This is a genomic window from Allobosea sp. (genome assembly GCF_036675845.1).
Taxonomy (GTDB): domain Bacteria; phylum Pseudomonadota; class Alphaproteobacteria; order Rhizobiales; family Beijerinckiaceae; genus Allobosea.
Map to the genome: position 1 here is coordinate 1 of NZ_JAKFED010000036.1, position 18,523 is coordinate 18,523.

The window sequence follows — 18,523 nt, forward strand, 5'->3', positions numbered from 1 at the left end:
TTCAGTTTTCAAACAGCGGGCATTCACTGCCGAACAGCCTTGCGATCCGATCAAATCGGCGCCAGGCCCAACGTTCCAGTGAAGCAGGAGCGGCGCCGCCAGCGGCGTCGCCGTCTCGATGGGCGCTTTATAGGGGCAACCCGTTTTGCCTGTCAACAAGCTTCGTGAAGTTTTTTAGACAGGGCGCGGCTTTCCATCGAGCTCGCCGATTCGGAGGCTTTCCGGCCGTTTGCACGCCGTCTTCCAGCGGATGCTCCGGAGCGCCCCCGCCCGCAAAGAGCCGCATTCCCCCGGCATTGCTTTCAGGTGATCGCGGATCGCTCGCCAGGGGCGCGCTCTGGCGCCCTTCCCGGGGTGAAGATTGATTCCCGCGCGCGACGAAGGCATGTTCGCTCCTGTCTTATAGAGGAGAGCGTGCCGCCTGCGGCACCAGCCCCAAGGGCGATCGATTGGATTCGGCCAACCCCACGTCATGAACGCCCCTCCCGAACTGAGAGCGCCGCATGAGCCGCTGACGCCGGAAGCTGCCGCGCTTCTCGTCGATCTCGGCATCGATCCGCCGATCCAGCCGGCGGGCGCGTCGCCGGTCGGGCTCGACCGGCGCGGCGTCTCGCTGCGCTGGCTCTCCGCCAGCATGCTGGTCGGCTCCTGCGGCGCAGCGCTGCTCGGCGGCGCGATCCTCGTGGCGATGCGCGGCGACACCAGTTTCGCGGAGCGCCCGGAGACGGTTTCGGTCCGTCAGGCGACGGGCGCCGGCGGCGGCGCGCGCAAGGGCGACAAGCTGGTCGCCGAGCAGCCGATCGCCGCGGCAAGGCACACGGCACGCGCGCCGATGTCCCAGCGCGTCGGCGACCGCGAGGTCATCAGGGTGCGCCCCTATGTGCGCCTGGCCTCGAATCTCTCGCTCACCACCGGCGTCTACGCCACCAACATCCCGCCCTTCAATCCGCTGCGGCTGTTCGCCGAGGGCGCCCCCGGCAGCGAGCGCTACGCCGAGCCGGTGACGGAGCTGCCGGATGCCGACGTCTCGATCACCAAGCGCGATCTCGCCGAGCTCACCATCCAGGCGAGCAAGGCCAATCTGAGCGACGCCGACGTGATCGCGCAGATGGAAGAGGAACGCGCCAACCTCGCCGCCAGCGATCGGCGCGCCGCCCTGCCGATCCCGCCGCAGCTGATGCTCAGCCGCACCCTCGGCCAGGGCGCCGCTGCGACGACGGGCGATCTGCTCGGCTATGCGCCGGCCACCGACACCTCGTTCTCGGGGATCGAGGTCCGCGTCGTCCCGGAGAACGTCACCAACGCGCTGAAGGCGCCGATCGCCGCGACGCGCGAGCCGCTGGTCGAGGAGAAGCTGCTGATCACGCGCCGCGGCGAGAACTTCGAGACCGTGGTCCGCAATGCCGGCGCCAACCGCGACCAGATCGTCTCGATGATCAACGCCTTCGGCGGCAAGGTGAAGGTCGCCGCCCTGCCCGAGGGCCAGGTCCTGCAGGCGATGTTCGCGCCGGGGCCCAGGCCGGGCGACGGCCGTCAGATCGTGCGCGTCTCCCTGCTCGAGAACGGCCGGCCGGCGGCCATGGTCGCGGTCAACGACAAGGGCGTGTTCATGCCCGTGACGCTGCCCAAGCTGGAGCCGCTCGGCCCGCAGCAGAAAGCCCAGGGCGGCAGCGACGACGAGGATGAGGAGGACGAGGACGGCCGCGGCGGCACCGGCGCACGTCTCTATGAAAGCCTCTACGAGACCGGTTTGCGCCACGACCTGCCGCGCGCCCTGATCGACGAGATGGTCCGCATCTTCTCCTATGATCTCGACTTCCAGCAGCGCGTCCGCGGCGGCGACAGCCTCGAGGTGATCTTCACCGACGAGGACGAGGGTGAGCGCGCCGAGATCCTCTCCGCCTCGCTGACCGTCGGCGGCGAGACAAGGCAGGTCTATCGCTACCAGGCCCCCGAGGACGGGCTGATCGACTATTTCGACCCGGACGGCCGCTCGCTGAAGAAGTTCCTGCTGCGCAAGCCGATCAGCGATGCCGAGATGCGTTCCGGCTTCGGCATGCGCTACCACCCGATCATGCGCTATTCGAAGATGCATACCGGCGTCGACTGGGCCAACCGCATTGGCACGCCGATCCTCGCCGCCGGCAACGGCACGGTGATCAAGGCGGAGTGGGATTCCGGCTATGGCCGGCGCATCGAGATCCAGCACGCCAACGGCTATGTCACGACCTATTCCCACCAATCGGCCTTCGCCAAGGGCATCGCGCCCGGCGTCAAGGTCCGCCAGGGCCAGGTCATCGGCTTCATCGGCAATACCGGCCTCTCGACCGGCCCGCATCTGCACTACGAGGTCATGGTCAACGGCAACTTCGTCAACCCGATGAAGATCAAGGTGCCGCGCGGGCGCGAGCTCGACGGCCGGGCGCTCGCCGAGTTCAAGCGCCAGCGCGACGAGGTCCAGGGGCTGATCGTGCGGGCCGGAGGGCAGACCGCGCAGGCGCGCTGAGCAAGGCGCTCGGAATCCTGCCCGCTTCGCCACGATTGTGATGCCCCGATGCTGTCTTCGCTGCTGATCGTCCTGCCCGTCTTCGGCCTGATCGGGCTCGGCTATGTGGCCCGCTGGATGAGGCTCCTGCGCGAGACGACCGGCGAGGGCCTCTCCGATTTCGTCTTCGTGCTCGCCGTGCCCTGCCTGCTGTTCAAGACGCTGGCGACCGCGGTCGTGCCGCTGGACCAGCCCTGGGGCTACTGGATCTCCTATTTCACCGGTCTCGCCGTGGTCTGGCTGATCGCCCAGCTGGTGGCGTACCGCCTCTTCCGGCGCAGGGGGCCGGAACTCGTCGTCTCCGGCTTCGCCGCCGCCCAGTCGAACACCGTCTTCGTCGGCGTGCCGATGATCCTGAAAGCCTATGGCGACGCCGGCGCCGTGCCGCTCGGCCTGCTCCTGGTGATCCACCTGCCGGTGACGATGACCATCGCGACCCTCTTGGCCGAAGGCCGCTCGGCCTCCTTCGCCCTGCTGGTCCGGCGCCTGTTCACCCACCCGATCATCATCGGCATCCTGCTCGGGGCGGCCATGCGGCCGATCGTCGGCCTGGTGCCGGCGCCGCTCTGGACCATCGTCGATCTTCTGGCCGCGGCGGCGGTGCCCTGCGCTCTCGTCAGCCTCGGCATCGCGCTGCGCCGCCATGGCCTGGCTTCCGGCATTGGGCTGCCGGCGGTGCTGAGCGGGCTCAAGCTCGTGGTCCACCCGCTGATCGTATGGGTGCTGGCGACACAGGTCTTCGACATGCCCCCGGCCTGGTCGGGCGTCGCGGTGCTCTTCGCCGCCTGCCCCTGCGGGATCAACGCCTATCTCTTCGCCGAGCGCTACCGGCAAGGCGTCGCCGACGCCTCCAGCGCCATCGCCCTGTCGACGGCGCTCTCGCTCTTCACCACCATCGGCTGGCTGACCTGGCTCGGGGCCGGCTGAGGCTCCATCCCGTCATTGCGAGGAGGCGCAGCCGACGAAGCAACCCAGGGGGACGTCGAGCGAGCCCTCCTGGATTGCTTCGCTTACGCTCGCAATGACGGAAGAGTCAGCCGAACCCCAGCCGGACCCTGATGCCACCAGCCGTCAGGCCCTTCTCCCGCAACTCCGCCAGACTCTCCGAAAGCCGGCTCTTCGCCAGCTTCTGCCCGGTTTCGTCCGCCAGCAGCGGGTGGAAATGGTAGAGCGGCGTCGGCAGGCCGAGCAGGCGCTGCAGCACGACATGGATATCGGTCGCCGCCTCGAGGTCGCGGCCGCGCACGACATGGCTCACGCCCTGCAGGGCGTCGTCGACGGTGACGGCGAGATGGTAGCTCGTCGGCACGTCCTTGCGGGCCAGCACGACATCGCCCCAGCGGGCCGGATCGACGGCGACCTGTCGCGTGCCGCCCTCGGCATCGAAGACGGAATAGCAAAGCTGGGTGCCTGCACGGGCCAGCGCGCGGTCCATGGCGAGCCGCAGCACATGGGGCTCGCCCGCGGCCATCCGCGCCTGCGCCTCGTCCTCGGGCAGGGTGCGGCAGCTGCCGGGATAGAGCGGCGCGCCATCAGGGTCGCGCGGCCAGGGCCTGCCGGTTTCCGCCTCGCGGGCGAGGACCGCCACCTGGACCTCCCGCCGCGAACTGAAGCAGGGATAGACCAGGCTTAGCGCCGCCAGCCGGTCGAGCCCGGCGCGGTAATCGGAAAAATGCTCGGATTGGCGGCGCACATCCGGCTCGAAGACGAGGCCGAGCCAGGCGAGATCGTCGCGGATGCCCTGCTCGAACTCCGGCCGGCAGCGCGTCAGGTCGATGTCCTCGATCCGCAGCAGCAGCGCGCCGCCGAACTGCGCCGCGAGCCGAGCATTGGTCAGCGCCGAAAGCGCATGGCCGAGATGCAGCCGCCCGTTCGGGCTCGGGGCAAAACGGAAAACGGGTGGGGACGCTGCCATCCTCCCTTGTCTATGGTCGGATCAGACCGCCGCCAACCCCGCGCCCTCCTGACAGGATCGGCGCAAGCCCACGCCCTAGACTGTCCGCCATGCCACGAATCACCTGCGACGCCGATCTCGAGGAAGGCATGGCCGCCCTCAAAGCCCTCGATCCCGCCTGGGAGCCGGTGATCGCGCGCACCGGCATCCCGCCCCTGCGCCGCCGCGAAAGCGGCTTTGCCAGCCTCGTCTCGATCATCGTCTCGCAACAGCTTTCGGTCGCCAGCGCCCGCGCCGTCTGGGCGCGGGTCGGTAGCGTGCTCGATCCGCTGACGCCGGAGCGCGTGCTGGCCGCCAGCGACGAGGAGATGCGGCTCTCCGGCCTGTCGCGGCCGAAGCAGAAGACGCTGCGCGCCGTCGCCGCCGCGGTCGCCGAAGGTCATCTCGACCTTGCCGGGCTCGAGATGGCGAGCCCGGAATTCGTGCATGAGCACATGACCGCCGTTTCCGGCATCGGCCCCTGGACGGCGGATGTCTACCTGCTGTTCTGCCTCGGCCACCGCGACGGCTTCGCCGCCGGCGACCTCGCCGTCCAGGAGGCGGCAAAGCTCGCCTTCGGGCTGGCGGCGCGGCCGAAATCGACCGAGCTGCTGGCGCTCGCCGAAGCCTGGCGGCCCTGGCGCGGCGTGGCGGCCCGGCTGCTCTGGGCCTATTACGCCGCGCTCAAGGCGCGCGAAGGCGTCAACGCCTGAGGGGGGTCAGCCGCGGGCGAGCTTGATCGCCGTCTGGGCGGCCGTGCGCAGGAACGAGGTGTCGCTCATCACGGTCGCGAGCTTGGCGCCCATGGCGAGGACCTCACCGGCGCGCTCGCCGGATTGCGCATAGACCGCGACCGGCTTGTTCACCGCCGAGGCGCGGGCGATGATATGGCGGATCGCCTCGTCGACCTCCTTCGACTGGGCGTTGACCGCCTTGCCGCCGGACAGCGCGATCGAGAGATCGGACGGCCCGACGAAGACCGCGTCGATCCCGGGCAAGGCGAGGATGTCGTCGAGGATCGCCATCGCCTCGCGCGTCTCGATCATCGCGAAGGTCAGCGAGAAGCGGTTGGCCTCGCGCAGATAGCTGTTCTGGTCGAGCCCCGAGGCGCCGAGCCCGCCATAGCTGCCCCAGCTGCGCTCGCCCATTGGCGGGTATTTGGCGTAGGCCGCGAAGCGACGGGCATCGTCCATGGTGTTGATCATCGGCGCGATCACCCCCGAGACGCCGGCGTCGAACAGCCTGGAGACGTTCTGGAACTCGCCGACCGCGACCCGCGCCAGCGCCGGCTTGCCGGCAGCATTGATCAACGGCACGGCGCGAATCACCTCGCCGAGCGTGATCGGCCCGTGCTGCATGTCGAGCGTGACCGCGTCGAAATTCTCCTGCGCCAGCACGCCGGCGATGCTCGGATCAGGCAGCCCGCACCAGGCGGAGAGCAGCGCGTCGCCCCGGGCGAGGCGGTCGGCGAGCGAGGAAAGCACGGTGGGCTTGGGGGAGGTCATCGGGCGCGTTCATCCGGTTGCAGCCGCTCTTCTCCGGCGGCTCGCTGAAACTGGACCCAACCCTGGGCGAAAGGCAAACCCCGGGGCATGCGCCCGGCTCGGGGAGGCAATGCGCATCGCGCCGCCGCGGCGTTCACGCCGCATCCGGACCGAACCGTCCGAATGCGAAAAGCGGCGCCGACCTCGACCGAGCCGGAACGCGAAAAACCGGTGCCCGGCGTTTCGCGAAGTGCTCCTGCGGCGCCGCATCGCCTCAGCGTCCGGCCTGGATCTCTTCGGCCGCCCGGATCAGCAGCTCCTGCATGACCTGGCGGATCTCGGCGTCGTCGGTGCCGACATTGCCGGCCGAAAAATCGGCCTTGACCTTGCGCACCACATCCTCGTCGCCGGCCTCCTCGAAATCGGCCAGCACGACGGACTTGGCATAGGCATCGGCATCCGCCCCGCTCTTGCCGAGCTTTTCCGCGGCCCAGAGTCCGAGAAGCTTGTTGCGGCGCGCCATCGCCTTGAAACGCAGTTCCTCGTCATGCGCGAACTTGTTCTCGAAGGCATCCTTGCGCTGGTCGAATGTCGCCATGACGGTTCTGTTCCTCTCCGGTATCGCGGGGCTGCGGCAGATCGGTCGATATCGGCCTCCCCGCCATATAGAATGCGACGGCGGATGCGGCTAGAGCCGGATCCGATCAGGTTGCATCAACCTGATCGGTGAATCCGCTTCTGAACGATGGATAGAGAACGCGTGATCCGATCAGATTGCACAGCAATCCGATCGGCGCGTTCTCCAGGGGCTCCGGCCACCAGACCGCCCCCGGCGGCCCTCGGTGACGATTCGGCGGCCCTTGGTGCCCTTTGTTGCGTTTGCGGCGCGAAAGGCCCATATAGCGCGAGCGTGGCAGGCTCCTCGGAACCATGCGCGCAAGAACCAGCCGGATCGGCGCGCCAGGATCGAACTCGAAAGAGCAACGGGATTGCGCGAGAGCGTGCTGAACAGGGCCAAGATCCCGCCGCGGGAGACCGCGACCAGAGAGAGGCCGACCCTTTGGATTTCCTCAAGCCACGGTATATCCCGATGAACCGCCGCCGTCGCATTTACGAAGGCAAGGCGAAGGTCCTCTATGAAGGACCGGAGCCCGGAACGCTGATCCAGCATTTCAAGGACGACGCGACCGCCTTCAACGCCAAAAAGCATGAAGTGATCGACGGCAAGGGTGTCCTGAACAACAGGATCTCCGAGCACATCTTCACCAATCTCAACGATATCGGCGTGCCGACGCATTTCATCCGCCGGCTGAACATGCGCGAGCAGCTGATTCGCGAGGTCGAGATCATTCCGCTCGAGGTCGTGGTCCGCAACGTCGCCGCCGGCTCGCTGTCGACCAAGCTCGGCCTCGAGGAAGGCACGCAGCTGCCGCGCTCGATCATCGAGTTCTACTACAAGAACGACGCGCTGAACGACCCGATGGTCTCGGAAGAGCACATCACCGCCTTCGGCTGGGCGACGCCGCAGGAGATCGACGACATCATGGCGCTCGCCATCCGCGTCAACGATTTCCTCTCCGGCCTCTTCCTCGGTGCCGGCATCCGCCTCGTCGACTTCAAGATGGAGTGCGGCCGGCTCTGGGAAGGCGACATGATGCGCATCGTCGTCGCCGACGAGATCAGCCCCGATTCCTGCCGGCTCTGGGACATCAAGTCGAAGGACAAGATGGACAAGGACCGCTTCCGCCGCGACATGGGCGGGCTGATCGAGGCCTATACCGAAGTGGCGCGCCGCCTCGGCATCATGGGCGAGAACGAGAAGTCGGGCCCGGCCGGCCCCCGGCTGGTGCAATAATTGCCGCGCCTGGTGCAGTGAGCGCCGCGCACGCCGCCGCACGGACATCGGAACGGGAGCGCTTGCGCTCCCGTTTGCGTTTGGGCGCCCTGACGCTGGCCTTCGTGCTGCTGGCCGGCTGTGCCGATCATTTCGGCCCGGGTCTCGTCCAGCTTGCCGCCGGCCGCGGCTGGGAGCCGCTGCCGATCCAGAGCTGGGTGGTGAACGACGGCATCACCCCGAAGGCGATCGTCTACTGCCCGCCGCAGGACTGCGTTCGCCCCGGCGTCGCGGCGCTGCTGAGCTTCGAGGGCCGCCGGGCCGTCGAGATGGAGCGGGCGCTGGCGCTCGATCCGGCGCGGCTGGCGCGGGTCTTCTCGAAGCCGCCTTCGAGCGCCAAGGCTTCGAGCGTCAAGGCTTCGGGCTCCAAGGCGAAGAAGCCGGCCAAGCCGGAGAGCACGACCACCGTGTCGCGCTTCAAGCTCGATGGCACCAACGGCATCCTGGTCGATATTCGCGCGAAGGCGGGCGACCGGCTGGCCTCGACCGCGATCCTCTATGCCCGCAAGGACAAGGTGCTTTCGCTCGCGATCGCCGTCACCAATGATTCGCAGGCCGCCCGCGACTACGCCCGCGCCACCTGGGCGAGCCGCTGAAGGCGCAAATGGTTGAGCCTTTCCCGATTCGCCGCTAAGCGAACCGCAAGCACCTGTTCCGGAGATCACGATGAAAGCCCGCGTCACCGTTACCCTCAAGACCGGCGTGCTCGATCCGCAGGGCAAGGCGATCGAGGGCGCGCTCAAATCCCTCGGCATCGCCGGCGTCGGCGCCGTGCGCCAGGGCAAGGTCTTCGACATCGAGCTCGACGGCGCCGACAAGGCCGTGGCGGAGGAAACCCTCAAGGCCGCCTGCGAAAAGCTGCTCGCCAACACGGTGATCGAGAACTACCGCGTCGAGATCGGGGCCTGAGCCGATGAAAGCCGCCGTCATCACCTTCCCGGGCTCCAACCGCGACGGCGACGTCGCCAAGGCGCTGAAGCTGGCCGGCGCCGCCGTCGACCATGTCTGGCATGCCGACACGGCGCTGCCGGCCGGGACCGACCTCGTGGTGCTGCCCGGCGGCTTCTCCTATGGCGATTATCTGCGCTGCGGCGCCATCGCCGGGCGCGCCACGATCATGGATGCGGTGCGCAGCCATGCGGCGCGCGGCGGCTTCGTGCTGGGCATCTGCAACGGTTTCCAGATCGCCTGTGAATCCGGCCTGCTGCCGGGCGTGCTCGCCCGCAACGCCAACCTGAAATTCGTCTGCAAGCGCCAGCATCTGCGCGTCGAGCGCAACGACACGCCCTTCACCTCGGCCTATGCCAAGGGCCAGGTCATCGATGTCTGCATCGCCCATGGCGAGGGCAATTATCTCTGCGATGCGGAGACCCTGGCCCGCCTCGAGGGCGAAGGCCTTGTCGCCTTCCGCTATAGCGACGCCGAAGGCCAGATCACGGCCGAGGCCGATCCGAACGGCTCGCTCAACCACATCGCCGGCATCTATTCGCCGGGGCGCAACGTGCTCGGCCTGATGCCGCATCCGGAGAACCTGATCGACGGGCTGGTCGGCGGCACCGACGGACGCGGCATGTTCGAGAGCCTGGTCGGCGCGAAGCGGGCGGCGTAAGGCCTCGCGTCATTCCCGGGCGCAGCGAAGCGCAGACCCGGGAATCTCCTGAGGATTGGGCGCCTTCTCGTCCCGAAACGGTCTGACGAGCCTCACTTCACCAGCGCCGCCGCCTTGGCCAGCATCCTGGCGGCACTCTCGCCGGTCAGCGCCCCGACATGCTTGTCGAGGATGCGCCCTTCCGGCCCGATCAGGAAGGTCTCGGGCACGCCATAGACGCCCCATTCGATCGCGGCGCGGCCGGCCTTGTCGACCCCGACCGCCGAATAGGGATTGCCGAGCGCGCCGAGGAAGCGGCGGGCATTCTCGGCCTCGTCCTTGTAGTTGAGCCCGACCACCGCGACCTTGCCCTGCTTCACCGCCGGCGCCTCGGCCATGGCGACCAGGAAGGGATGCTCCACCCGGCAGGGCGCGCACCAGCTCGCGAAGACGTTGACGATCGTCGCCCTGCCTTTCGCCAGATCGGCCATCGCGAAGGCGGGCACCGGCTTGCCGTCGCGCTGCAGACCTTCCAGCGGCGTGAGCGTGATCGCCGGCGCCGGCTTGCCGATCAGCGCCGAGGGCACCTTGCTGGCGTCGCCGGAGAACAGCCCGGCCATGAAGACCAGCGAAAGCGCCGCGAACAGGATGAGCGGCACGGCGAACAGCCAGGGCGAGCGCCTGGCCGGGGTTGCGGCGCTGCTCTCGCTCATGGCGCAGCCTGTTCGGAGCGGCGGCCGGCGCCGCGCTGCTCGAGAGCCGCCAGCGCCCGCCGCTGGGCCCGGCGGTCGAGCAGGATCGCGGCGGTGAGACCGCACAGGATCAGGGCCGAGGCCAGGTAGGCGGCAAGGATGAAACCGCCATGGGGACCGAGCGCCGCCATCATTCCGCTGCCTGCAGGGAGAGCCGGTCGAGGCGCTCCGCCTCGAAGATCTTCAGGGTCCTGACCCGCCGGCGCAGCAGTTCCGCCTGCATCGCGACGAGATGCAGCGACAGCGCCGCCAGGGTGAAGCCGATAGCAAGGATCAGCAGCGGCCAGAGCATGGAGGCGTGGATGGTCGGCCCGCTCAGCCGCAGCACCGAGGCCGGCTGGTGCAGCGTGCTCCACCAGTCGACCGAGAACTTGATGATCGGGATGTTGACGCAGCCGACCAGCGTCAGGATCGCGACGGCGCGGCCGGCGCGCGAAGGCTCGTCGAGGGCGCGCCGCAGGGCCATGACGCCGAGATAGAGCAGGAACAGCACCAGCATCGAGGTCAGCCGCGCATCCCAGACCCAGTAGGTCCCCCACATCGGCTTGCCCCAGAACGAGCCGGTGAGCAGGCAGACCAGCGCGAAGGCCGCCCCGATCGGCGCCGCCGCCTGCTGCGCGACATCGGCCAGCGGATGGCGCCAGACCAGCACGCCCAGCGCCGAGCATGCCATCATCGAATAGAACATCATCGCCAGCCAGGCGGCCGGGACGTGGACATACATGATGCGGATGGTCTCGCCCTGCTGGTAGTCGGCCGGCGCGACGAACCAGGCGAGATAGAAGCCGACGAGCAGGCACAGCGCCGCGATGCCGGAAAGCCACGGCAGCAGCAGGCTCGAAAGGCGCATGAAGCGCGCCGGGTTCGCCAGTTCGATGAAGCTCGCCATGGCCTCGCGTTGATAACGATGCTCTTCTTTCGACCAGAGAGCATGTAGCAACCGCCGGCCCGGCTCACAATCCGGCGGCGCACGCCTGCGACGATAGCGCCTTGTCGGGGCTATTCCTCGCTGCCGGCGCGCGAAGCTTCGGCACCCTCGGGATCGACCACACCGAAACGGCCGGAACGGACGCCGTCCGCCGCCATGGCGAAACCTTCCGCCTGGAGTCCACGGCGCAGCAGTTCGCGCACCGCCGCGGCCCGGCTCGGCATGCGCTTCTGGAAGCGCCAGTCCTCGACGGCGCGCAGTTCGTCGCTGCTGAGCATGATCTGCAGGCGTTCGCCGCGTTCCAGATCCGACATGCCGCCCCTCTCACGCACTAAGAATGAGTAAGTGACGATACAGGCAGTGTCGGCTCAAGCGCAACCCCCACCGCATCCTCAGCAAGAGTCGCCGACTGAGCGTCATGCACTGGAAGCACCGACGGCACATATTGCTAACTATCTGAAATACATATCTTTTTGTTGCACGCCCCGAAATGGCCGATTAAGGTCTGCTCAGGAGGGATTGTCATGCTCGTCAAGCTACCCGATCCCATGCAGCGGGAGATCGAGGCGACCGTCCGCCTGAAGGCGGGTGAATCCCGCGTGCTCGATGTCCTTGCCGTCGCCGAAGAGGTGCAGCTTCGCTTCAACGACGACAATGTCGCGCTGGAGGATATCGCCGCCCTCGTCGCGCGGCTGGGCGCGCAAAGCGGCTGCGCCGTCGAGCTGGACGGCGTCTGACCCGCCTCCGACCGACTTTTACTCGGGCTGTCGCAGCGCCGCAGCGGCCGCGATGCAGCCGACGACCATCGCGGCAAGGGTCAGCGCCGCGAGGATCAGGAGCGGCGTCCCCGCCGGCAGCGGCCCGCCGCGGGCTGCGTCCACCGCCGAGACCCCGAAGATCAGCACCGGCACGGTCAGCGGCGCGACGATGACCGGCAGGATCAGCCCCCCGCGGCGCAGGCCCGCGGTCAGCGCCGCCGCCGAGGCGCCGATGAAGCTCAGCGCCGGCGTCCCGACGAGAAGGCTCGCGGTCAGCGGCAGGATCGCTTCCGCCGGCAGGGCCACCAGCAGGCCGAGCAGCGGCGCCGCCAGCGCCAGCGGCAGCCCGTTCGCCAACCAATGGGCGAGCCCCTTGGCCAGAACGGCAAGCTCGAGCGGCAGCGCCGAGGCCCGCATCAGCTCGAGCGAGCCATCCTCCTCGTCGCTCTGGAACAGCCGGTCGAGGCCGATCAGGGTCGAGAGCAGTGCCCCGAGCCAGAGGATGGCCGGGCCGATCCGCGACAACAGGTTGAGATCCGGGCCGAGCGCGAAGGGTATCAGCACGACCAGAGTCAGGAAGAAGACCAGCGCCAGCTCGCCGCCGCCGCCGGCACGGGCCGCCAGCGTCAGGTCGCGGCGCAGGATGGCGAGGAAGGCGCGCCTCACGGCCCGATCCTGAGCTCGCGGGCGCCATCGAGGCCGAGCGGGCCATGCGTCGCCGCCAGGATCGCCCCGCCTGCCGCAAGATGCCCCTGCATCAGCCCGATCAGCATCGCCTGCGCATTGCTGTCGAGGGCCGCGGCCGGCTCGTCCAGCAGCCAGAGCGGCCGCGACGCCACCAGCAGGCGCGCCAGCGCCACCCGCCGCCGCTGCCCGGCCGAGAGATAGCCGACTGGCAGCGCCCCGGCATGGGCGAGGCCGACCGCTTCGAGCGCCTGCGCCGGCGTCATCGCCGTGCCGCCGAGCACCTCCTGGGCGAAGCGCAGGTTCTCTTCCGCCGTCAGCGCGCTCTTCAGCCCATCGCGATGGCCGACGAGATGCGCGGCTTCGGCCAGCGGCGTCTCGTCCAGCCCTTCCAGGCGGATCGTGCCGGCCTCCGGCCGCAGGCGGCCGCACAGCATGGCGATCAGGCTCGACTTGCCGGCCCCGTTGCGGCCGGTCAGCGCGATGGCCTCGCCGGTGCCGAGCCGGAAGCCGACAGCTTCGAAGATCAGCCGCCCGCCGCGCCGGCAGGCCAGCCCTTCGGCACTCAGAACCAGTTTCTGGAAGGAGGTCTGCGTCACGGAATCCGCGCTTTTTTTCGAATGTCCTGCGGCCCGCAATGCACGCATCGACCCTGTAGCGGCCTTCTTGGAATTGATCTATAGAACCCGTGGCTACGCCGCACGCCGATCCGGCGCGGGGCTCGGGCACTCCCGGGGCGGCGCGCGCGTCATGCGCAATAGGCCTTCGACCGGGCGTTTCCGCAAGGGCTCCCGGCTCGCGACCGCAACCCCTTGATCAGGATGTAAGCCAGCATGGCCTCGCTCGATTCCTTCAAATGTCGCCGCACCCTGTCCGCCGGTGGCAAGACCTACACCTATTACTCGCTGCCGGACGCCGAGGCGAACGGCCTGCCCGGGATCTCCAGGCTGCCCTTCTCGATGAAGGTGCTGCTCGAGAACCTGCTGCGCTTCGAGGATGGCCGCTCCGTCACCAAGGCCGATATCGAGGCGTTCATCGGCTGGGTCGACGACAAGGGCACCGCCGGCAAGGAGATCGGCTTTCGCCCCGCGCGCGTGCTGATGCAGGACTTCACCGGCGTCCCCGCCGTGGTCGACCTCGCCGCGATGCGTGACGGCGTGGTGGCGCTCGGCGGCGACCCCGCCAAGATCAATCCGCTCGTCCCCGTCGATCTGGTCATCGACCACTCGGTGATCGTCGACGAGTTCGGCTCGCCCAGGGCGCTCTCCCAGAACGTCGAGCTCGAATATGAGCGCAATGGCGAGCGCTACCGCTTCCTGAAATGGGGCCAGGGCGCCTTCGACAATTTCCGTGTCGTCCCGCCCGGCACGGGCATCTGCCACCAGGTCAATCTCGAATACCTCGCCCAGACGGTCTGGACCCGCACCGAGACCATCGACGGACAGGAGGTCGAGGTCGCCTATCCCGACACCGTGGTCGGCACCGATTCGCACACCACCATGGTCAACGGCCTGTCGGTTCTCGGCTGGGGCGTCGGCGGCATCGAGGCGGAAGCCGCCATGCTCGGCCAGCCGCAGTCCATGCTGCTGCCCGAGGTGATCGGCTTCAAGCTGACCGGCTCGCTGCGCGAGGGCATCACCGCGACCGACCTCGTGCTCACCGTCACCCAGATGCTGCGCAAGAAGGGCGTCGTCGGCAAGTTCGTCGAGTTCTTCGGCCCCGGCCTCTACAATCTGACGCTGGCCGACCGCGCCACCATCGCCAATATGGGCCCGGAATACGGCGCGACCTGCGGCTTCTTCCCGGTCGACACCGAGACGCTCGACTACCTGACCACGACCGGCCGCAAGGCCGAGCGGATCGCCCTGGTCGAGGCCTACAGCAAGGCGCAGGGCCTGTTCGCCACGCCGCAGACGCCCGATCCGGTCTTCACCGATACGCTCGAGCTCGATCTCTCGACGGTGCAGACCTCGATGGCCGGTCCGAAGCGTCCCGAGGGCCGCGTCGATCTTTCCGCCGTCAAGGCAGGCTTTGCCGCCGCGATGGAGACCGAATACAAGAAGGCCGCCGAGATCGCCCGTCGTGTCCCGGTCGAGGGCCAGTCCTTCGATCTCGGCCATGGCGACGTCGTCATCGCCGCCATCACCTCCTGCACCAACACCTCGAACCCGTCGGTGCTGATGGCCGCCGGCCTGCTCGCCCGCAAGGCGGTGGAAAAGGGGCTGACGGTGAAGCCCTGGGTCAAGACCTCGCTGGCGCCCGGCTCGCAGGTCGTCGCCGAATATCTGGCGAAGTCCGGCCTGCAGACCGATCTCGACACGCTCGGCTTCAACCTGGTCGGCTTCGGCTGCACCACCTGCATCGGCAATTCCGGCCCGCTGCCGGCGCCGATCTCCAAGGCGATCAACGAGCAGGGCCTGATCGCCGGCGCCGTCATCTCCGGCAACCGCAACTTCGAGGGCCGCGTCTCGCCCGACGTCCAGGCGAACTACCTCGCCTCGCCGCCGCTGGTCGTCGCCTATGCGCTTGCCGGCTCGGTGCAGATGGACCTGACCAAGGAGCCGCTCGGCACCGGCAAGGACGGGCAGCCCGTCTATCTCAAGGATGTCTGGCCCTCCAACAAGGAGATCCAGAGCTTCATCCAGCAGAACGTCACCCGCGCGATGTTCGAGGCCAAATATGCCGACGTCTTCAAGGGCGACGCGCATTGGCAGGCGGTCGACGCGCCGCAGAGCCAGACCTATGCCTGGGACGACAAGTCGACCTATGTGCAGAACCCGCCCTATTTCCAGGGCATGGGCCGCAAGCCCGAGCCGGTGACCGAAATCGTCGGCGCGCGCATCCTCGGCCTGTTCGGCGACAAGATCACCACCGACCACATCTCGCCGGCCGGCTCGATCAAGGCCGCCTCGCCGGCGGGCAAGTACCTGATGGACAACGGCGTCGCCGTCGCCGACTTCAACCAGTACGGCACGCGGCGCGGCAATCATGAGGTGATGATGCGCGGCACCTTCGCCAATATCCGCATCCGCAACCACATGATGGGGCCGAACGGGCGCGAGGGCGGCTACACCATCCATTATCCGAGCAAGGAAGAGCTGCCGATCTACGACGCGGCGATGCGCTATGCCGCCGAGAAGGTGCCGCTGGTGGTCTTCGCTGGCGTCGAATACGGCAACGGCTCCTCGCGCGACTGGGCGGCGAAGGGCACCAACCTGCTCGGCGTCAAGGCCGTGATCGCGCAGAGCTTCGAGCGCATCCATCGCTCGAACCTGGTCGGCATGGGCGTGGTGCCGTTCACCCTGGCCGAGGGCACGAGCTGGGCCTCGCTCGATCTCAAGGGCGACGAGACCGTGACGATCAAGGGTCTCGCCACCGTCAAGCCGCGCCAGATGCTGGAGGCCGAGATCACCTCGGCCGACGGCAAGATCAAGAAGGTGCCGATCCTCTGCCGCATCGATACGCTGGACGAGCTCGACTACTTCAAGAACGCCGGCATCCTGCACTACGTGCTGCGCGGCATCGCCGCCTGAACCACGGACGTCATTCTCGGGCCGCGCAAAGCGTGGACCCGAGAATCTCCTTCAAGAAGAGGCTTTTCTGCGGGAGATGGCCGGGTCAAGCCCGGCCATGACGTGCTAGAGCCGGATCCGATCAGGTTGGACCAACCTGATCGGTGAATCCGCCTCTAAACTATGGATAGAGAACGCGTGATCCGATCAGATTGCACCGCAATCTGATCGGCGCGTGCTCTAGCCGTCACTCAAGGTTGTCCAATTCCGCACCGGGGTGTAAGGGGGCGTCACAGTCATCCTCGGCGGGGGGCTTGGGGCAGGCGCGGGACGCTTCCGCGCCCGGACGCCGTCCGCCATCATCATTCACTGACGACGGGAGCACCCGCATGTCCGCCACGTTCGAGACGGTCGCCGGCATCATTTCGGAGACTTGCGACATTCCGCGCGAGAAGATCACGCCCCAGAGCCACGCCATCGACGATCTCGGCATCGATTCGCTTGCTTTCCTCGACATCGCCTTCGCGATCGACAAGGCTTTCGGCATCAAGCTGCCGCTCGAGCAGTGGACCCAGGAAGTCAACGAGGGCAAGGCGCCCGCCGAGCAGTATTTCGTGCTCGATAACCTGTGCAAGCGCATCGACGATCTCGTCGCCGCCAAAGCGGCTTGAACAGCACCGGCCTGAACAGAACCACCTGAGCGAGCTGGTCCGATGGCCGCCCTCGTCGCGCCGATCCGCCCGGCGGCCTTGAGCGCGGCTGGCGCAACCGATAGAGCAGGAAGCTGACGCGCCGCGGCGGAGGGTTCCCCCTCGCGCCGCCGGCGCCCGAACCGGTTGGGAACGCATGCGCCTCGAATATTTCGACATGATCGATCAGGTCGCGAGCTTCGTTCCGGCGGAAAAGCGCATCGTCACCCGATCGACCGTCCCTTCCGCAAGCCCCGTCTTCGAAGGGCATTTCCCGGGCCATCCGCTGGTTCCGGGCGTGCTCCTGACCGAGACCATGGCGCAGGCCTCCGGCTATCTCCTGCTGGCGCTCAACCGTCTCACGCAGATGCCGTTCCTGATGATGGTCGACAAGGCGCGCTTCCGCACCTTCGTCGAGCCGAACGCGGTGCTCGACGTCAGCGCCGAGCTTGTCCATGAAGGTTCGGGCTATGCCGCGACCAAGGCGAGGATCGCGATCGACGGCAAGCCGATCTGCGATGCCGAGCTGCGCTTCCGCCTGATGCCGTTCCCCGCCGACATGCGCACCCTGATGGAGGCGCGCATCGCCGCCATCGGCCTGAACCCGGAAGCGGCCTGATATGGCTCACGAAGTCCTGATCACCGGCATCGGCCTCGCCTCAAGCCTCGGCGAGGGCATCGAGCCGCACGCGCAGGCGCTCGCCGCGGGGGCGGCGCCGGTCGTCGACGAGACCAGCTTCGCACCCTATCCGGTGCACCCGCTGAAGCCGCTCGATCTCGACCGGCAGATCCCCAAGAAGTCCGACCAGCGCCAGATGGAGCCCTGGCAGCGCCTCGGCGTCTACACCGCCGGCCTGGCGCTCGACTCGGCCGGATTGAAGGAAGATGCGCAGATCAAGAGCGAGCTGCAGGTCATCGTCGCCGCCGGCGGCGGCGAGCGCGACCATGCCGTCGACAGCGCCATCCTCACCGGCCTGCGCGGCGCCAATGAGCCCGGCGCCTTCCTCAACGAGCGCCTGATGGGCGATCTGCGGCCGACCCTGTTCCTGGCGCAGCTCTCCAACCTGCTGGCCGGTAACATCGCCATCGTCCACGGCGTCACCGGCGCCTCGCGCACCTTCATGGGCGAGGAACAGGCCGGCGTCGACGCGATCCGCACCGCCCATGCCCGCATCGCCGCCGGCCAGGCGCAGGTGATGCTCGTCGGCGGCGCCTATAATGCCGAGCGGCGCGACATGCTGCTGCTCTTCGAGCTCGGCGGCTTCCTGCGCACCGGCGGCTTCGCCCCGGTCTTCGCCCGCGAGGACGCGCCGGGACTGATCACCGGCAGTGCCGCTGCCTTCCTCGTGCTGGAATCGGCCGAGCACGCCCGGGCCCGCGGCGCCCGCGCCCATGCCAGGCTGAGCGATGTCGGCGCCCATCGCAGCCGCCGCCAGCCCGGCTCTGTCGCCAAGGGGCTCGACCAGCTGCTCGCCGGCCTCGGGCCGATCGCTCCGGACGCCCTCGCCGTCTCCGCCGCGACCGGCTGCGCCGGCGTCACCGCCGAAGAAGCGGCCGCCATCGCTGCCGCCGCGCCGAAAGCCAGGCGCGTCGCCACCGGCGACCTCCTCGGCCACGCCATCGAAGCGGCCTTCCCGGTTTCGGTGGCGCTCGCCGCCGCAGCCCTTTCCACCGGCGCCGCGACCGAGGCGATCGTCACCGGCGCCGCCCATTGGCGCGGCGAAGGCGCCGCCCGGCTGGTCAAGGCGTGAGGGAG

Annotated in this window: 21 protein-coding genes; 12 read left to right on the forward strand and 9 right to left on the reverse strand. The window is 68.3% G+C overall.

All coding sequences use genetic code 11. The features are described from left to right. The first annotated feature begins 472 nt into the window (after window positions 1-472). The gene (locus V6M56_RS02990; RefSeq protein ID WP_332681090.1) at window positions 473-2,506 is read left to right on the forward strand and encodes a M23 family metallopeptidase; all 2,034 of its coding nucleotides are present in this window, start codon (window positions 473-475) and stop codon (window positions 2,504-2,506) included. Between the two features lie 48 nt (window positions 2,507-2,554). Further along, a complete protein-coding gene (locus tag V6M56_RS02995) occupies window positions 2,555-3,472 on the forward strand; it encodes an AEC family transporter (protein WP_332681091.1) in 918 nt (305 codons plus the stop codon). Between the two features lie 106 nt (window positions 3,473-3,578). Here the strand turns inward: V6M56_RS02995 and gluQRS are convergent, their stop codons facing one another. Continuing rightward, window positions 3,579-4,460 (reverse strand): tRNA glutamyl-Q(34) synthetase GluQRS, encoded by an 882-nt coding sequence (gene gluQRS, locus V6M56_RS03000; protein WP_332681092.1) that lies wholly within the window; start codon window positions 4,458-4,460, stop codon window positions 3,579-3,581. Between the two features lie 89 nt (window positions 4,461-4,549). Between gluQRS and V6M56_RS03005 the strand changes: the two genes are divergently transcribed. Continuing rightward, complete coding sequence (locus V6M56_RS03005) at window positions 4,550-5,191, forward strand: DNA-3-methyladenine glycosylase family protein (RefSeq protein ID WP_442881062.1); 642 nt, start codon at window positions 4,550-4,552, stop codon at window positions 5,189-5,191. Between the two features lie 6 nt (window positions 5,192-5,197). Here V6M56_RS03005 and V6M56_RS03010 read toward each other — a convergent pair whose 3' ends face one another. Then, complete coding sequence (locus V6M56_RS03010) at window positions 5,198-5,983, reverse strand: HpcH/HpaI aldolase family protein (protein ID WP_332681094.1); 786 nt, start codon at window positions 5,981-5,983, stop codon at window positions 5,198-5,200. A gap of 253 nt (window positions 5,984-6,236) precedes the next feature. After that, entirely contained in the window at window positions 6,237-6,560 is a 324-nt protein-coding gene (locus V6M56_RS03015; protein WP_332681095.1) for a DUF1476 domain-containing protein, read from the reverse strand. Between the two features lie 462 nt (window positions 6,561-7,022). Here V6M56_RS03015 and purC point away from each other — a divergent pair, with 462 nt between their 5' ends. From purC to purQ, 4 genes are all read left to right on the forward strand, one after another. Continuing rightward, window positions 7,023-7,817, forward strand: a complete 795-nt coding sequence (gene purC / locus V6M56_RS03020) for a phosphoribosylaminoimidazolesuccinocarboxamide synthase (RefSeq protein WP_332681096.1) — start codon at window positions 7,023-7,025, stop codon at window positions 7,815-7,817. 74 nt (window positions 7,818-7,891) lie between these two features. Next, complete coding sequence (locus tag V6M56_RS03025; protein ID WP_332681098.1) at window positions 7,892-8,452, forward strand: hypothetical protein; 561 nt, start codon at window positions 7,892-7,894, stop codon at window positions 8,450-8,452. A gap of 70 nt (window positions 8,453-8,522) precedes the next feature. Further along, window positions 8,523-8,765 carry a phosphoribosylformylglycinamidine synthase subunit PurS gene (purS, locus tag V6M56_RS03030; protein WP_332681099.1) on the forward strand — a complete coding sequence of 81 codons (243 nt, stop codon included), beginning with the start codon at window positions 8,523-8,525 and terminating at the stop codon, window positions 8,763-8,765. Between the two features lie 4 nt (window positions 8,766-8,769). Next, on the forward strand, window positions 8,770-9,465 hold the full coding sequence (gene purQ, locus V6M56_RS03035; RefSeq protein WP_332681100.1) for a phosphoribosylformylglycinamidine synthase subunit PurQ: 696 nt from the start codon (window positions 8,770-8,772) through the stop codon (window positions 9,463-9,465). 92 nt (window positions 9,466-9,557) lie between these two features. On the opposite strand, the gene V6M56_RS03040 is transcribed toward purQ, so the two are convergent. From V6M56_RS03040 to V6M56_RS03055, 4 genes are all read right to left on the reverse strand, one after another. Continuing rightward, window positions 9,558-10,157, reverse strand: coding sequence for a DsbE family thiol:disulfide interchange protein (locus V6M56_RS03040; RefSeq protein ID WP_332681101.1), 600 nt, complete (start codon window positions 10,155-10,157; stop codon window positions 9,558-9,560). Then, window positions 10,154-10,330: a heme exporter protein CcmD gene (ccmD, locus tag V6M56_RS03045; protein WP_332681102.1), complete on the reverse strand. Its 177-nt coding sequence runs from the start codon at window positions 10,328-10,330 to the stop codon at window positions 10,154-10,156. Before ccmD ends, V6M56_RS03040 begins: the two co-directional genes overlap by 4 nt. Further along, window positions 10,327-11,085 (reverse strand): heme ABC transporter permease, encoded by a 759-nt coding sequence (locus V6M56_RS03050; RefSeq protein ID WP_332681103.1) that lies wholly within the window; start codon window positions 11,083-11,085, stop codon window positions 10,327-10,329. Before V6M56_RS03050 ends, ccmD begins: the two co-directional genes overlap by 4 nt. A gap of 110 nt (window positions 11,086-11,195) precedes the next feature. Further along, window positions 11,196-11,438, reverse strand: coding sequence for a hypothetical protein (locus tag V6M56_RS03055; RefSeq protein WP_332681105.1), 243 nt, complete (start codon window positions 11,436-11,438; stop codon window positions 11,196-11,198). 210 nt (window positions 11,439-11,648) lie between these two features. Between V6M56_RS03055 and V6M56_RS03060 the strand changes: the two genes are divergently transcribed. Continuing rightward, window positions 11,649-11,861, forward strand: coding sequence for a hypothetical protein (locus tag V6M56_RS03060; RefSeq protein WP_332681108.1), 213 nt, complete (start codon window positions 11,649-11,651; stop codon window positions 11,859-11,861). Window positions 11,862-11,879: 18 nt separating this feature from the next. On the opposite strand, the gene ccmB is transcribed toward V6M56_RS03060, so the two are convergent. Both ccmB and ccmA read right to left on the reverse strand, forming a co-directional pair. After that, complete coding sequence (gene ccmB / locus V6M56_RS03065; RefSeq protein ID WP_332681110.1) at window positions 11,880-12,548, reverse strand: heme exporter protein CcmB; 669 nt, start codon at window positions 12,546-12,548, stop codon at window positions 11,880-11,882. After that, window positions 12,545-13,141 (reverse strand): heme ABC exporter ATP-binding protein CcmA, encoded by a 597-nt coding sequence (gene ccmA / locus V6M56_RS03070; protein WP_332681184.1) that lies wholly within the window; start codon window positions 13,139-13,141, stop codon window positions 12,545-12,547. The genes ccmB and ccmA overlap by 4 nt, the downstream gene beginning before the upstream one ends. A 258-nt stretch (window positions 13,142-13,399) precedes the next feature. Here ccmA and acnA point away from each other — a divergent pair, with 258 nt between their 5' ends. The 4 genes from acnA to V6M56_RS03090 all read left to right on the forward strand — a co-directional run bounded on the left by acnA (window position 13,400) and on the right by V6M56_RS03090 (window position 18,518). Continuing rightward, window positions 13,400-16,099: an aconitate hydratase AcnA gene (gene acnA / locus V6M56_RS03075; RefSeq protein WP_332681111.1), complete on the forward strand. Its 2,700-nt coding sequence runs from the start codon at window positions 13,400-13,402 to the stop codon at window positions 16,097-16,099. A 368-nt stretch (window positions 16,100-16,467) separates the two neighbouring features. Continuing rightward, window positions 16,468-16,749 carry an acyl carrier protein gene (locus V6M56_RS03080; protein ID WP_332681112.1) on the forward strand — a complete coding sequence of 94 codons (282 nt, stop codon included), beginning with the start codon at window positions 16,468-16,470 and terminating at the stop codon, window positions 16,747-16,749. Window positions 16,750-16,924: 175 nt separating this feature from the next. Beyond that, window positions 16,925-17,386 carry a 3-hydroxyacyl-ACP dehydratase FabZ family protein gene (locus tag V6M56_RS03085; RefSeq protein WP_332681114.1) on the forward strand — a complete coding sequence of 154 codons (462 nt, stop codon included), beginning with the start codon at window positions 16,925-16,927 and terminating at the stop codon, window positions 17,384-17,386. A 1-nt stretch (window position 17,387) separates the two neighbouring features. Next, window positions 17,388-18,518: a beta-ketoacyl-ACP synthase gene (locus tag V6M56_RS03090; protein WP_332681116.1), complete on the forward strand. Its 1,131-nt coding sequence runs from the start codon at window positions 17,388-17,390 to the stop codon at window positions 18,516-18,518. The last annotated feature ends 5 nt before the right edge of the window (window positions 18,519-18,523 follow it).

Coding starts and splice junctions, on each gene's coding strand:
- V6M56_RS02990 (WP_332681090.1), top strand. CDS start 473: ATGAACGCCCCTCCCGAACTGAGAGCGCCGCATGAGCCGCTGACGCCG.
- V6M56_RS02995 (WP_332681091.1), top strand. CDS start 2,555: ATGCTGTCTTCGCTGCTGATCGTCCTGCCCGTCTTCGGCCTGATCGGG.
- gluQRS (WP_332681092.1), bottom strand. CDS start 4,460: ATGGCAGCGTCCCCACCCGTTTTCCGTTTTGCCCCGAGCCCGAACGGG.
- V6M56_RS03005 (WP_442881062.1), top strand. CDS start 4,550: ATGCCACGAATCACCTGCGACGCCGATCTCGAGGAAGGCATGGCCGCC.
- V6M56_RS03010 (WP_332681094.1), bottom strand. CDS start 5,983: ATGACCTCCCCCAAGCCCACCGTGCTTTCCTCGCTCGCCGACCGCCTC.
- V6M56_RS03015 (WP_332681095.1), bottom strand. CDS start 6,560: ATGGCGACATTCGACCAGCGCAAGGATGCCTTCGAGAACAAGTTCGCG.
- purS (WP_332681099.1), top strand. CDS start 8,523: ATGAAAGCCCGCGTCACCGTTACCCTCAAGACCGGCGTGCTCGATCCG.
- purQ (WP_332681100.1), top strand. CDS start 8,770: ATGAAAGCCGCCGTCATCACCTTCCCGGGCTCCAACCGCGACGGCGAC.
- V6M56_RS03040 (WP_332681101.1), bottom strand. CDS start 10,157: ATGAGCGAGAGCAGCGCCGCAACCCCGGCCAGGCGCTCGCCCTGGCTG.
- ccmD (WP_332681102.1), bottom strand. CDS start 10,330: ATGATGGCGGCGCTCGGTCCCCATGGCGGTTTCATCCTTGCCGCCTAC.
- V6M56_RS03050 (WP_332681103.1), bottom strand. CDS start 11,085: ATGGCGAGCTTCATCGAACTGGCGAACCCGGCGCGCTTCATGCGCCTT.
- V6M56_RS03055 (WP_332681105.1), bottom strand. CDS start 11,438: ATGTCGGATCTGGAACGCGGCGAACGCCTGCAGATCATGCTCAGCAGC.
- V6M56_RS03060 (WP_332681108.1), top strand. CDS start 11,649: ATGCTCGTCAAGCTACCCGATCCCATGCAGCGGGAGATCGAGGCGACC.
- acnA (WP_332681111.1), top strand. CDS start 13,400: ATGGCCTCGCTCGATTCCTTCAAATGTCGCCGCACCCTGTCCGCCGGT.
- V6M56_RS03080 (WP_332681112.1), top strand. CDS start 16,468: ATGTCCGCCACGTTCGAGACGGTCGCCGGCATCATTTCGGAGACTTGC.
- V6M56_RS03085 (WP_332681114.1), top strand. CDS start 16,925: ATGCGCCTCGAATATTTCGACATGATCGATCAGGTCGCGAGCTTCGTT.
- V6M56_RS03090 (WP_332681116.1), top strand. CDS start 17,388: ATGGCTCACGAAGTCCTGATCACCGGCATCGGCCTCGCCTCAAGCCTC.